12 protein-coding genes and 1 tRNA gene are annotated in these 14937 nt (G+C 36.0%); 8 read left to right on the top strand and 5 right to left on the bottom strand.

What is annotated here, in order from left to right:
- The 3 genes from V3Z67_RS09480 (at position 1) to V3Z67_RS09470 (ending at position 4480) form a co-directional block, all read left to right on the top strand.
- A complete protein-coding gene (locus V3Z67_RS09480) occupies positions 1-2166 on the top strand; it encodes a M56 family metallopeptidase (RefSeq protein ID WP_330443070.1) in 2166 nt (721 codons plus the stop codon).
- Between the two features lie 86 nt (positions 2167-2252).
- Positions 2253-4244, top strand: coding sequence for a M56 family metallopeptidase (locus V3Z67_RS09475; RefSeq protein WP_330443069.1), 1992 nt, complete (start codon positions 2253-2255; stop codon positions 4242-4244).
- A gap of 95 nt (positions 4245-4339) precedes the next feature.
- Positions 4340-4480 (top strand): SsrA-binding protein, encoded by a 141-nt coding sequence (locus tag V3Z67_RS09470; protein WP_157481926.1) that lies wholly within the window; start codon positions 4340-4342, stop codon positions 4478-4480.
- Here the strand turns inward: V3Z67_RS09470 and V3Z67_RS09465 are convergent.
- Positions 4477-4989, bottom strand: coding sequence for an adenine phosphoribosyltransferase (locus tag V3Z67_RS09465; RefSeq protein ID WP_330443068.1), 513 nt, complete (start codon positions 4987-4989; stop codon positions 4477-4479). The genes V3Z67_RS09470 and V3Z67_RS09465 overlap by 4 nt on opposite strands.
- 115 nt (positions 4990-5104) lie before the next feature.
- Here V3Z67_RS09465 and V3Z67_RS09460 point away from each other — a divergent pair.
- The 5 genes from V3Z67_RS09460 to V3Z67_RS09440 all read left to right on the top strand — a co-directional run bounded on the left by V3Z67_RS09460 (position 5105) and on the right by V3Z67_RS09440 (position 10751).
- Positions 5105-5178, top strand: a tRNA-Arg gene (locus tag V3Z67_RS09460).
- Between the two features lie 448 nt (positions 5179-5626).
- A complete protein-coding gene (locus tag V3Z67_RS09455) occupies positions 5627-6646 on the top strand; it encodes a hypothetical protein (protein WP_330443067.1) in 1020 nt (339 codons plus the stop codon).
- Positions 6647-6667: 21 nt separating this feature from the next.
- Positions 6668-7930: a hypothetical protein gene (locus V3Z67_RS09450; RefSeq protein ID WP_330443066.1), complete on the top strand. Its 1263-nt coding sequence runs from the start codon at positions 6668-6670 to the stop codon at positions 7928-7930.
- Between the two features lie 26 nt (positions 7931-7956).
- On the top strand, positions 7957-9513 hold the full coding sequence (locus V3Z67_RS09445; RefSeq protein WP_330443065.1) for a hypothetical protein: 1557 nt from the start codon (positions 7957-7959) through the stop codon (positions 9511-9513).
- A 41-nt stretch (positions 9514-9554) separates the two neighbouring features.
- Positions 9555-10751, top strand: coding sequence for a hypothetical protein (locus tag V3Z67_RS09440; RefSeq protein ID WP_330443064.1), 1197 nt, complete (start codon positions 9555-9557; stop codon positions 10749-10751).
- Between the two features lie 100 nt (positions 10752-10851).
- Here the strand turns inward: V3Z67_RS09440 and V3Z67_RS09435 are convergent, their stop codons facing one another.
- From V3Z67_RS09435 to V3Z67_RS09420, 4 genes are all read right to left on the bottom strand, one after another.
- A complete protein-coding gene (locus V3Z67_RS09435) occupies positions 10852-11562 on the bottom strand; it encodes an FAD-binding oxidoreductase (RefSeq protein WP_330443063.1) in 711 nt (236 codons plus the stop codon).
- A 79-nt stretch (positions 11563-11641) separates the two neighbouring features.
- On the bottom strand, positions 11642-12514 hold the full coding sequence (locus tag V3Z67_RS09430; protein WP_330443062.1) for an AraC family transcriptional regulator: 873 nt from the start codon (positions 12512-12514) through the stop codon (positions 11642-11644).
- Positions 12515-13412: 898 nt separating this feature from the next.
- Entirely contained in the window at positions 13413-14435 is a 1023-nt protein-coding gene (locus V3Z67_RS09425) for an LLM class flavin-dependent oxidoreductase (RefSeq protein WP_330443061.1), read from the bottom strand.
- 69 nt (positions 14436-14504) lie between these two features.
- Positions 14505-14858, bottom strand: coding sequence for a winged helix-turn-helix transcriptional regulator (locus V3Z67_RS09420; RefSeq protein ID WP_330443060.1), 354 nt, complete (start codon positions 14856-14858; stop codon positions 14505-14507).
- Positions 14859-14937: the final 79 nt, after the last annotated feature.

Below are 14937 nucleotides of genomic sequence, written 5' to 3'. Positions count from 1 at the left end.
ATGGAACAGTTTTTTGTATATATGGCCAAAGCTTCAGGACTAATTGCCCTGTTTTATGCTGCATATCATATTTTTTTACGAAAAGAAACTTTCTTTGTTTCAAACCGTTGGTTTTTACTCTCGGGCTTAGGTACAGCATTGGCATTGCCATTTGTTTTCTTTAAAAAAATTGTATGGATAGACCCCGCCCCGCAACAGGAAATACAGGTAATAGATGTTAGCCGGTTACTACAACTTCAGGATAACACACAACAGGTAGCACCTCCCCCTGTAAGCTTTAGCTGGCCCAATGTTGTTTTGGGCATATATATAGCGGCTGTAATATTTTTAATTATTAAACTGTTATTCAATTTTATATCGCTAAGGCGAATAATAAAAAAACAAACCATAATAAAAGAAGGTCAATATAAACTTATTGATACACCACGGGTAAATGCTCCGTTCTCCTTCTTTAATTATATAGTATACAATTCGGCACTATTGCAGCCTAACGAACTGGAAAGCATTATTAGCCATGAAAAAGTTCACAGCAGGCAATACCACTCGGCAGATATGCTTATTGGTCAGTTAACAGCCATATTCTTTTGGTTTAACCCTTTTGCCTGGCTGTATAAAAGTTCGATCTCTCAAAATCTTGAGTTTATTGCCGATGCTGTTGCTACAAAACAAATAAGCGACAGCACGGCATATCAAAAAACAATGCTGAAAATTACGCTTCAGCCCGAATACATATCAATCACCAATCATTTTTATCAATCACTAATCAAAAAACGAATCGTTATGTTAAACAAAAAAAAATCAGGAAAAGTAAACAGTTGGAAATATGCTATAGTACTCCCAGTACTAATAGCTTTTATGATGCTGTTTCAAATAAGGGTTATTGCTCAGGAAAAAAGCACCGATAAGGCCATAGAGGAAGTAAGCGATGAAAAGTTTAAAATGGCTCTTGAAATCACAAAAGATGCCACAGACAAAGAGCTTGAAAAGGTAAAAGAACTGTTTAAAAAAGAATTTGGTTCCGAGGTTGCCTTTAGCAACATAACCCGTAACAGTAATAATGAAATTACAGCTATTAAGGTTACGGTTAACGATGGCAATCAGTCAAAAGTATACCAAACAAACAGCACGCAGCCTATAAATCGTTTTGAAATTGCTATAGAGAGTAATGACGACACAGGTAACAAAATTGCATTTAATGCACTGCCTGTAAACGACCAATACCAAAACTACGCTAACACCTACTATCAGGATGAACCCGATATGACAGCTCCGCCAGCACCGCCAGCGCCACCGGCTCCTATGGCTCCTATGGCTCCAAATTCAATGATGGCTCCGCCAGCCCCTCCTACTCCACCTGCTGCTAGGGGAACGATTTACAATTCACCATCTCAACAAAACGGACTACAAATTATAAACAGTGATAATAAAGATGTACTGGTAATTGTAAACGGTGTAAAACAGCAAAAAGGCAGTACAGTAACCATACCACAGGGACAAATTGTTAGTAATATAAATGTTATTACAGGTAAAGAAGCCAAAAAGAAATACGGTAAAGAAGCTAAAGACGGCGTACTGGTAGTAACCACACAAACAGGTGGAAGCTATGCTGTAAAAATGCCTAAAGGAATGGTACTGGATATGGACATGATTCAGGATTTCAGTATCGATCCTATAAGTATGATGGATATGGAAGCACTTGCCCAGCTTGATGGCGAAATGGCTAAAAGAATGGAAGAGCAGATGAAACGTGTTGAGGAAATGAGTCAGGCCGAAAAAATCAGGATGAAAGAGCAAATGGAAAGAGGTCTTGTTCAGCTACAAAGAGGTGAAGCTCAAATTGCACGCGACATGGAAAGGGCCGAGCAAAGAAAGCTACAAATGGAAGAACGAAGGACTGAAATTTTAGCCCGAAAAGAAGAACTAAAAGAAAATGCTGAAGAAAGAAGGGAAGAATTAAAAAAGAGGCTTGAAGAACGTAAAAAACACTTTGAAGAAAGACGCGGTCACATTGACAAAATGAAAGCTGAACAGGAAAAAGAAATGGCCGAGCAGAGAAAGCAATTAGAAGAAGTGAAAAAAGATATGGAAGAAGCCCGCAAAGAGATACAAGAGGCCAGAAAACTAATGCAGGAAGAGCTTGAAAAAATAAATACTGAAAAAGAATAAATCTTTATTGTTAAAGTTAGTTAAGCAACAGTAATGATGGGGAATACAGTTGAGCGCTGTATTCCCTAAAAAATAAAAATACTACCATGGAGAACCTTACTATCTATATGTTAAAAGCATCGGGGATAATTGCATTATTCTATTTTGCCTACATCCTGTTTTTAAAAAAAGAAACCTTTTTTACTGCTAACAGGTGGTTTTTACTCTCCGGGTTATTTACTGCTGCTTTTTTACCCCTACTAACTATTACAAAAACAGTAATTATAGAGCGTACTAACACTACTCCTTTTCAAATACTAATACCTGAAGCAGAAAATTATACTGAAGCAGTAGTTGAACAAGCCTATACCATTAACTGGTTTTATGTACTTATCGGGATATATATACTAATAGCAACTGTATTGCTAATTCGGTTAGTTATAGATTTATTTAAAATAAAAACAATAATTAAAGGAAGTAACGGCAAAAAGGAAAAACAGTATACCATTATAGACACCACAGGTATTACACTACCTTTTTCTTTTTTCAGCTACATTGTTTACAATTCGAATACAGTTAACCCAGAGGAGTTAAATGATATTCTAAAACACGAAAAAGTACACAGTAGCCAAAAACATTCGGCAGATATTATAATAGGTCAGCTTTTTACCATACTGTTTTGGTTTAACCCGTTTATGTGGTTGTACAAAAAAACAATATCACAAAATCTGGAGTTTATTGCCGATGCCGAAGCCTGCAAACAGGTAAACGACAGAAAAAATTACCAGAAAACATTGCTCAAGTTTACACTTAATGAAGAGTATATGGGGATAACCAATCATTTTTATCAACCATTAATCAAAAAACGTATCATGATGTTAAACATGCCTTCATCAAAAAAAATAAATACATTTAAGTATGCCTTCATATTACCATTTATGTTTGCCTTTGTTTTTCTTTTCCAGATAAAAACAGAAGCTCAAATTAAAGAAACAGAAAACCAAACCGTACAAACCGAATCGCAAAACAAGATTCATGCATTAGAAATAACTAAAAATACTAGTGATGAAACCCTTAAGGAAGGAATCAAAAAACTGGAAAAAGCTACTGGATGTACTTTTACATTGAATGCACTCGACAGAAATGACAACGGCGAAATTTCCAATATAGCTTTAACGATTACAGGAGCTGCAAATGTAAAATCATGGAGTACTTCAAAGAATACGGGGCTAGATCCTTTTTTACTTACTGTTGAGAAAAATGACAAAGGGGAATATTTTGTTGAAATGGAAAAAATACACTACGGTTCTGCCGGTGAAACTGAAATAGGTGTTCCTGAACAACACAACAACCCTAAAACAGGAAAAAATGCTATTTTTATAAATACAGCAACCGATACCATAGCTCAAAACGGAGTACGTAAATTTACATTCTACACTACAACTATAGACACTGCTTTTTACGACAGGAATACCTCACAAGATATAAATACATCAATATCCCAAAGGGTAAGTGACAACCAAACGGGAAGAATAAGAAAATATACTGTTGTAGAACAAACCGAAACTAACCATAATATGGTTAATGCAGATGATGCCTTAATATTTATTGATGGTAAAGAAGCTACACCTGCAATGGTTAAAAATCTTAATCATAATAACATTGTAGCAATAGATGTAAACAAAAAAACCGAAGAAAATGTAGCAAAATATGGTGAAAAAGCCCGAAATGGTGTTATTATGGTCACTACCACTAAAAACAGACCTAAAACAGTTACTATTACTACGTCAGACATTGAGGAAGAACCTAACATTATTACGGTTTCGAAAAAACAGCAAAACAATGCATTAGTGGTAATTAATAAGAATACCAGCGATGAAACCCTTGAAAATTACAAAGATGTACTACAAAATATGGGAGTAACCGTAAAGTATAAAACAGTAAGAAGAAATAAAGCCGGAGAAATTGTTAAACTAAAAATAAGCATAACCGACGATAAGAAAGGTACTGAAAAGTCGCTAACATGTCAGGACTCAAACGGTATATCAAACATTGCTATAAGTAAACAAAATGGTGAGATAAAAACATTTATCCAGTAAGAAAGGATATAAAAGAGAAATCATATATTTTACTTAAAAGACTGTCAATCAAGACAGTCTTTTTTTATATTTGATACAACCAAAACCCTCTCACCATGTTTAAACTACTGGCAAAACTCAATAAGTGGCTGTTACCTAATTACAGCAAACAGCAACTTGACCTCAGCAAAGCTACCAAACTTCAAAAAGCAATAATTGCCTGGAAATACTACGTTACCATACACGCACTGGACTAATATACCAACGGCGAATAAATATCGTATTTACTTATTTTTTTCCTCCCGTTAAGAAACGACAGTTCCATTAAAAAGTTACACTGTACAATTTCACCTCCCAGTTTTTCTACCAGTTCGCAAACCGCAGCAGCAGTACCACCTGTGGCCAGTACGTCGTCATGGATAAGTACCCTGTCCCCTTTGTTAATTCCGTCAATATGAACCTCCAGGGTATCCATACCATATTCCAGCTCATAAGATGACGAAATGGTTTTATACGGTAGCTTATTAGGCTTTCTTACAGGTACAAACCCTGCATTAAGCTCATAAGCCAGTAAAGTGGCAAAAAAGAAACCACGGCTCTCCACCCCTACTACCTTATCAATGTTTTTATCCTTAAGGTTTTTTAGTAATAATTGTATGCATTCCTTAACTGCATTTGGGTTTCCTAACAGCGGAGTTATATCTTTAAACCCTATTCCGGGTTTCGGAAAATCCTGAATGTCACGTATATAGTTTTCTAATGCCATTTTTTTTCAATTTTATATTCATTTAGGTTTGCAAGTTAATCAATAATCCCTATATTTGCACCCGCAAAGAACGATAAGCCAATAGCTTTATTTTGGCAAATCGGGGAAGCAAAAAGGCCTCGTGGCGCAACTGAATAGCGCATCTGATTACGGCTCAGAAGGTTACAGGTTTGAATCCTGTCGAGGTCACAAAAAAGCCCATACAATGTATGGGCTTTTTTATTTTATATCACCACTTACTTCCCTCCTCTATTTTATCAAACAAAATTTCACAGAATTCCCCCTATTCTTATATCATAAAAGTTATATACAACGATAAGTTCATTACCTCCTAATTAAGTAAGAACTACTCTGAATTATCTTATTCCTAAGTAAAAGTACCGAATAAAAAAACAGGTACTTATACGTAATTTTTTCACTCCATTTATTTTTAGTTTTACATTAACCAACAAGCAATACTCTCTTTATCGTAATAAGATAATCACTGATATACAACATACTATATCATTCAAACCTCCTATTCACATAAAGAATTGATCCGTCAAAATAATAAAGGGATCATCCTAAAAACTAAGCTGATTATTGTTGGCAACAATTAAAATGTATTCAACTAAAAAATAATTTAAATATTAAAACAATGGAAAATTTCACTCCTCAAAACCCAAATGGTAAAATTGTCAAACTAAGTACTGAAGCAGACTGCCTGAAATATTTTCAGCAAGATAACCTTCAAAAAATAAACGATAGCTTACCGGGTAGTCAAAAACTTGCTGACTTTCTGCCTTTCTATATTGAAAACGTAGAAACAAGCACTTATACTATAGACTCAGATGTTGAGTTTTCAGGTATTCCGCAAATAATTAATTGCGACACTCTGGTATTTGACGGCGGAAGTATCACTTCTTATGTACAGCTATCCATCAATGCTACAACCACTAAATTAGTAAATCCAAGCAGTAAAAATAATTACCAGATACTTATGGCCGGAGCCAATGGTGTTGAAGGTGCTAATGGTTCAACTGGTGCGACAGGTACTACAGGTAAAAACGGACAATCTAAAAGTTGTGACGATGCTCAGGCAGGTTCAGACGGAGGAAACGGAGAAGCGGGTACTGAAGGAACTGACGGACAAAACGGTGGAGGCACACCGCTATCAAACTTCAACCTGGGTTCTGTTCAGCTAAGCGGCACTTCACTTTTTACTGTTTTAGCACGTGGTGGTAATGGCGGTAATGGCGGAGCCGGTGGAACTGGTGGAAAAGGAGGTAACGGAGGTAACGGAGGTAACGCAACCAGTACAGGATGCACCTGTTATAATAATGGTGGTGATGGAGGAACCGGAGGAACCGGAGGAACTGGAGGAAAAGGCGGAAATGCCGGAAACGGAAGTAGTGTTAATCAGGCAATGACAGTTACAGTAAACACAAAAGCTGATAAAGCTAACATCTCTTCAAATGTTATTCCGGGCAGCGCCGGACAACACGGTGCAGGTGGAACCGGCGGAAACGGTGGTAATGGCGGAAGCGGTGGTACCGGTACCAAACACGGACATGACGGAAGTAAAGGATCTACCGGAGCTAAAGGTGCTACAGGAGGAAACGGTAATGGCGGATCTAACGGATCTATGCCTGTAATAAATGTTATAAGTAATTCTTAATACTCATAATACCTGTAAACTATGAAAACTCACGTCGATATGGTAACCAATACAGGTAGTGATGCGTTGACCAATTCTAATGCTGATGTCGAATACGTCCTTATTCCTACTGTTGAAGAAGCTAAACAATTTTTCGGACCTATAACTATTGAAGAACGCAAATGGCGCAATGAAGTTTATTTTGATGAACTGCTTAAGTCCCCTCGTTCAAAACTGGGCATAGGGGAACATGACAGAGCCGAAGCCTACATTTTTGGCAATGGTAATTATCCTTTTACAGATGCAAATGCTCATCAAAGCCACTTTCCGGTTTCGGTAAAAGTGATACAAATTGAAGAGTTGTTCCTTTCTTGCGGTGAAACTCTTGATTTAACTGCCTATCCTAACGAATTTCCATGGGATACAGGAGATTCAGAGATTTACTTACAAATAACCGTTAAACGATTAGTTCTCAGCAATCAAAGTAAGTTAGTCGTTAATGGCAATGTATTTATCCTCAATTGCGAAGAATTAGTAGCAAATGATATAAATAATGGGCATGCAACAATAGAATTAGGTACCTCAAATTTGGTACAACAACGCAGTTTTACCCGTATTAACTCCATAATCGATATACCGGATTATGCTATAAAAGGAATTGACGGCGCAAATGGTTCTCCACTTACGGTTGAACCCACACCACTTGGACTGCGGGTAGTTAATACAAACGACCAGTGTTACGGGCATAATGGTACCGATGGATACAATGGTTTAAAAGGAAATAAAGGCCGAAATGGTGCAATGCTCTATTTATCTGACCTCCGATTTGGCAAACTAACCGGATTCAAAACCAACAGCATATGGTTAAAGGCCGGTGCAGGTAAAGGTTTTCCGGGATCTGACGGAACTAACGGCGGTGATGGTGGTAATGGCGGCAATGGTGCCAACGGGCTAATAACTCCATTTGGCATTGTATCAGGCTTTCCTGGAGGAAATGGTGGCTGTGGAGGCAATGGCGGCAATGGCGGTCAAGGTGGAAATGGTGGCATGTGCTGCGATATTTTTATATCTGTACCCCATCGGGAGTCTGCTGTTTTTAAGTCATTAAATTTTCCTTCCAAAGGAGGTAATGGCGGAAATGGCGGAAAAGGCGGAAAGAAAGGTTTAGCAGGTACTAGCGGAGTTTTTTATGAAAACAAAAGCGAGTTACAGGTAAAAAATGGAATAGATGGTCTTGATGGTCTTACCGGTAAAGCAGGTAAGACCAGAGAGGCTCCTAAGGTTCATATATATGAGCAAAAATGAATTTTATAAAATTAAAATGAATTATTATGGCAAACGGTTTTTTCACTAAAGAAGAAATGTACGATATATTAGATAATTCCGGAAACAAGATTGGAATTGATATCGTTACATATAATATACTAAAATTAGTAGATACAAAAAATTTAAATTGTTCAAATACTTATTCTGTAACAGTTAAACACCGAATATTGGTTAACGGAATAAACTGGGATCCAAATACAAATTATCAATCCATAGGGTTTAATAACTATCCTGCATTGATAAATATTCAAACCGGTATTACAGGAGTAAGCCAAACCGGTGTAGATATAAGCCTTAAAAGGATTTTTCCAAAAACCATTAACGCAAGTGTTGAACAAAGTACCAACACATCTACAGGAAGTTCCAAATCTCAAACCAATCAAACATCATCGGGTTCAAATTCATCTAACGTAAATACCTTTGGTGTTGATTTGTCGGCAGGCTGGTTTGTTGATGGTCCAATAGCATCAGTGGGTATAAATTATTCTCATAGTTGGGAAAACGGCACTTCTCAGGCAACAAGTCAAAGCATCTCAAACGCTACAAGCCAACAAATGGCATCAGGAAATGAAATGAGTGTAAAAGACTGGTCAGCTTACTCATCAGTAGAAAACTTCAATAATACTAATAATACATTTATTGGCGAATTTGTTCAATGGAATTGGGGACAAACCTATCCATGGAGCATTTTTGAATATAATAAAACAGGTTCAGGATCAAATATTTTACTACCTAAAAGTGTAGTGGCTAATTTACTGTATTATGGCGGAGCCAACCAAGGTACATCAGACGACAATATCCTGTTACCTCCAAGTGATTTATCTCTTTTTGGATTAGATTTTACAATGGCGTCAGAATGGCTAGTTACATTTCCAAAAGATTTAACAGCTATTGAGACACTTACTTTCCAGCATGATGTGAGCGTTGCACTGGCATCTCATTCAATGACAGTCCCTTCTGGAGGCGGTGAGGCATCTTTAATTGCATCTGTTTCCAGCGCATATAATAATACTATGCGACAAAGCACTCCTCTTCAGTTAAGCGAATATGCTCTTATTCCTTTATCTGACAATCAAAGTACAGGTATCGGTTTTCAAAATAATCTTTTTGATATAAGCCCAAACACTCCTGAGACCGAATTTAAAATACGTTCAAGAGGAAATGATTTGTTAGCTACAGGGTTAGGATTTTCAACAGGTATGGTTGCTAGCTTCCCTAGTAATTACAGCGGTGAGGGTGCATCGTTGAATTTGGCTTTTAAAGTAGCCGACATCAATACACAATACTCCTTCATCATGAAACATTGGAAAGGTTTAAATAGTGGCAATATTGTATTAACATGCAACATAAACGGAAATGAGACTACTATCAATGTAACCGATCAGGAAGGTCAGGGATCTTTAAACAACACTAATCAGCTTGACCTGAGGAATTTTGATTTAAAATCGGCTAATTTCCATGACTATTTGGTATTGGGCTGGAATGAGATTACCATTACTGTAATGCCTAAGGATGCTTCAGTTGCTTCTCAATATAATTTACTTGCATTAGCCATGGAATAATAAAATAGTACGGTCAGCAAAATTATCTTAATGTTATAATTATGGGATTAAAAAGGAAAAGACCAACTGATTGGGATGATGAGGAATATATTGAATTCCTGAATCCAAGTAAGAGACAAAAAATTTCAGAAGATCGCTACATTAGTCGTAGAAAAGAAATAAGACCGAAAGTAAAAGCCAGACCTAGACTGAAGCGGTCAAATAGCATAGACCGTAGCGGTAAGCCTCTGTCAATTTCAGACCGGCATACATCAAATACCGGTTTAAAGAAAGAAAGCATGAAAGATTACAGCGTAATATCTGTTTTTTCACGTGAGGCTTATGAAAATTTCGGAAAAAAATGGAAAGCCCAAATGAACACCGATACTTTAAACCTTGCTACTTCAAGTTCAAGAAAAGGTGTAAGTGAAACTGACATTAAAAAAATGCTTTCCCTACAGTCAAAAAACACATTAGGCACTGATTTTCAGTCTCATGTTCAGTCTCTGCTGGAAAATAAAACAATACCTCATGTTATTGCTGTAATTGAAGGAAAAGAGGAACAACAGTCCTTACAACTAAAAACAGAAGTTGATAACAAATCCCTTGATGTTAATTACACCAAAAAAATCTATATCCAGGGAACTAATGCCAAAGATAACTCTGATAATAAACAGAGTATGAGTGTTTATATTAGAAATGATATGTTGAATGTTTATAATGTTACACAGGAAATTGTTACTCATTCTAACGGGAAAAAAATAAAAACCGCAGCAGTAAATTATGAGACAACCGATAATACCAAATACAGAACATTAATTGTTCACATACCTAATGAGTTCATCGGATCAAAAACCAAAGAGGCAAAAACACATGAGTCATTTCAAAGCTATGCTAATGAACAAAATAAAGGGGAAAACCCGGTAATTGTAACAAGTTATTTTGGTGATACTAATTATTCATCTGTAATGGAGGAATATTCAGTGCCTTCTATGGGAGGACATCTGCCAGATGGTGAAACCCTAAATCCTCAAAGTAGCGGAGCAAAAAAAGAGACACATTTTATGCAAAGTGTTCCATTAAACGACGGTCATAGTAAACACAGTGTACTACAGCCATCTACAACTAACTATGTATTCACAACCCCTGACACAATCAATCGTGAAGCTACAGATCATCCCAGCATGATTCAATATGTAGCGCATGATACTCCGTTAAAAGGAAAAACAGGTGGTTTGTCATTACTGGAAGAAATGTAGTAATTTAAATTCTCTTATATCTAAACAGCTTGTTTTACTTACAGATTATAAAAACAACAGTATACTATTTTTTTAACCCTGCATAAAATGGTTTGGAATTTTACAGTCCTTTTTTGCCTTCAAGCCAATAACCTTGTGAGTAAATGTTTCCTAGCTTTTTTTCTTTCAAAACTTTTCTGAATGTCTGAACCGATTTAACATTCCCGACTAATGCAAGATTTGCGGTTTTCCATTCGTGTGTTTGAAATAAAGGTAAAGTGATTATCCATTTTTCATTTCTAAACGAGTTGTTTTTTGGGAAAACAGTATAATTTTCTAATTCTAAAAGTTCGGGAACGCTTTTGTTTGCTTCATCCAACTCAAAATAAAATTGAAATTGATGCTTGTTCTTTTTCAATAAAGGTAACAATGCGCAAGCAACACCTAATGAAGTTTCATCACCAAAAAAGAATTGTTGTTTTTCGTTGATTTCATATAATTTTTTTCCTCTTGGCGGACTGATAAACAATTCATCGCTTACTTGTAGACTGTCTATAAATTTGCTTCCAACTCCGTTTCCGTGAATGTGAAAAATAATATCAAAAACTCCGTTTTCTTTGTCATGATACGCAACTGTATAATTTCTAAATTCTGTTTCACTCACACGAATTACAGAAGCATATCCGATTGAGAAATCCCATTCTGTTAAATCGCCTTGAAAACGAATTTTCTTTACTTGTAGGCTTAAAAGAGTTGTTTCTACAACTTTTACATTTGGACTTAATTTGTTTCCAAATAAACCTGTCATCCATTTTGGTATGCTTGAAATCATTGTTTACTACATTAAAATTTAATGTAAAGGAACAATGAATTGTGATGTCAAACAATGCAAGAAAAGGGTAAATATTGAACTAATCGCGGTTTTTGTTTCTGAACGCCAAAGCGGGCATTCCTACAACTTTTGTAAACAGTCGGGAAAAGTAAGGATAGTCGTCATATCCTAATTCCGTAGCAATTTCTTTTACCGATTGATCAGAATGATAAAGCAAACGTTTTGCTTCTAAAATTATTCGCTGTTGTATATGGTATGAAACTGAATGCCCTGTTATGTTTTTTACACATTCATTTAAGTAAGACGAAGAAATGCTTAATTGCTGTGCGTATTCTGTCGGTTTCTTGGCTGTAACAAAGTTTCGTTCCAACAATTCTTTAAATGCTTTAGTTACGATTTCAAACCGTGAAAGCTTGTCTATTGATTTTGATTGGACTAAATACTGTGAAATTACAAATCCTATTAAAGTATTGCAACTTCCATTTAGTAAAGAATGATACAACTTTTCTTTTTTTCGTTTCGATAATTTTGTACAAAGTGATACGGCTTCAGAAATAACAGAAAACGTCTCTTTCTTTAATGTCAAAGGTTTGGCAGGCGAAATATCTTCCAATAATTTCAAGTATTCGGGATTTAAATTTTCGTTGCTGATTGCCCAAATACTCACAGTTGCGTTTTCGAATGATAGTGTTCGATGTACTTGGTTTTGATGAATGAAGATAACCGAAAGCGGTTTTATAGTGTATTTTTGAAAGTCAATTTCAATAGTTGTAGTTCCTTTTTCTTGTAAGAAAAACAAATGATATTCATCCCTGTGCGATTGTTTAATGTTGTAAAATCTTTCCAACTGTTCGTACAAATGAAAGTCTTCGTTTGTAATTCCTCCAACAAAAATACCTTCGCCTAATTCGGCCGTCATATAATTTACAGGTATGGAAGATTTTGTCAGCATTGTTTTTATTTTATTCCAAAGTTAGGAATAAATGTCCCCGATTACATTTAGCTGTGTCAAATTATGTCGGGTGGTAGTTAGGCTTGGTTTCCGGTTTTTGTCTGTTGGTTAATGTCTGAACAGTTGTCGGTTAGGGTTGTCACCAACTCTCAAATATATGCAATAACTTATCGCGATCAGAATACAGAAGATTTTTTATTCCCATATAAATGTATTTTTTTAAGTCAATTGCTCAAAATATTACTGGATTCAGTTTAGTGCGTATTCCGTAAACTTTATTTACATTGAAGTTGACCGCTGCCTCTACATGTTAATTGAAGCAGCTATTTGTTCATAAAAAGAGTAAAAAACTGTTTACCTCAACATTGAAAAGTTGGTGTAATGCAGATAACTGATCGACAATTCGACATGATGGAGCTTTTTATAGGAAAAGCCTGTTGAACATGGTAAATCATCGCAATAATTGGGATTATTCAAGTCAGTAGAATTATGAAAAGCTATCTATCGATCTAACACAATAGATAAAATCATTTTATTTTTATTTCAAAAAACACACATAAATACCAACATATATCTCTGAAAATCAAACAAATGTTTTGTTTGTAATGTTTGTCGATATTTGAATAAAAACTGTATCCCATTACACCTCAACACATTGAAATTCAATAAATTAGACGCCTGCTAATTTCTACATTGCTAAATAGCTAACAATCACTACTATATGTTACAATATAGTATTCCTTTAGCAATTTTAACACACCATAAAATTATCTTAAAATTTAAATTTCACTAAGCCGAACACCTTGCCAATACTGTCAAATCTGTGATAAAGGTGTTAGAAAATTGTCCTGTCGAGGTCACAAAAAAAAATCCCATACAATGTATAGGATTTTTTATTTTATACTATTACTTTATTTCGCTCGTCCATTATCTCAGACAATATCTGATAAGATTTAACCCTGTCATTATGATCATAAAAGTTAGACACGACCATAAGTTCATCCACCCCCATTTCATTAAGGAATTTATCTATCTGTTTCGCGACAGCTTCTTTCCTTCCTACAAATGAGTATTTAAGCATTTCACGTACCGCTGGGTTATGCTGAATCATCATCAGCTCATCGGTCATTTCCATTGGTGGCTGTAACGGTTCCCTTTTCCCTGTAAGTATCCCTAAAAACATCCTGATTAGGGATGTAAAGTTCCTTTCGGCCTCATCATCGGTATCGGCAGCAATTACATTAACTCCCGCAATAGTGTAAGGCTTATCAAGATACTCAGAAGGTTGGAATTCTTTCCTGTAAATATGCAATGCTTCTTCCAGTAGTCCGGTTGCAAAATGACTGGCAAAAGCATAGGGCAGCCCCATTTTTGCGGCGAGATGCGCACTATCTAAACTCGAACCCAAAATATACAACGGCACATTAACCCCTTCGGCTACAACAGCACGTACCTGCTCCCACTCGCTTTCTGTTGAGAAATACTGTTGTATCTTCTCTATTTCCTTTGGGAAACTGTTAACCGACTGCATTCTGTCACTTCTAATAGCATGAGCCGTTACCTGATCGGTACCCGGTGCTCTTCCTAACCCTAAATCAATTCGGTTAGGATATAACCTACCTAGCGTACCAAACTGTTCTGCTACAATAAGCGGTGAATGATTAGGCAGCATAATACCGCCAGAGCCCACACGTATTGTTTTTGTTTTTCCTGCTATATGCCCTATAAGTATTGAAGTGGCTACACTGGCTACATGTATCATATTGTGGTGTTCTGCCAGCCATAGTCTTTTGTAACCCATTTCTTCGACCTTTTGTGCCAAAGCAACACTGTTTTTAAATGTTTCTTCTATAGTAACACCTTTCGATACAATGGCTAGTTCAAGTATCGAATAGGCAATTTTTTTATTTATTGTTTCCATAATTTATTGTGCATCGCTGCAACTACTCTTATTAATATCGATTTAATTAGCTTATTGTAGTAAGCCTTGCTAACCAATATTACTTTCTGCTATTATTACCTTCCTGTGCTTTGCGCCCCATGCTGCAAGATCATGAATAAGATTTTTAAGGGACTGCCCATAATCAGTAAGATTATACTGTACCGAGATTGGTTGTGTATCTAAAACGGTTCGCTTAATAAGCTTATTTAGTTCCAACTCCTTTAATTCCTTACTTAATTGTTTGTTAGATATACCGTTAAGATCATTCAGTATATCTGAAAAGCGCCTCTTGTTGTAATAACACATGGTTGATATAATGGATATTTTCCATTTCCCTCCCAGCACATCCATGGTGTCGTGAATGGCCATGATTTCTTTTTTGTGGCAAATATTTTCTGTCATAAGTTACCTGGTTACTCTAAAGTTACTGTTACTTTTAGTTACAAAGTTACAATAATAAATTAATCCAATTTACCTTTGT

This window comes from Flavobacterium sp. C4GT6 (assembly GCF_036347315.1).
Lineage (GTDB): Bacteria > Bacteroidota > Bacteroidia > Flavobacteriales > Flavobacteriaceae > Flavobacterium.
This window is presented reverse-complemented; position numbering and strand designations above follow the sequence as displayed.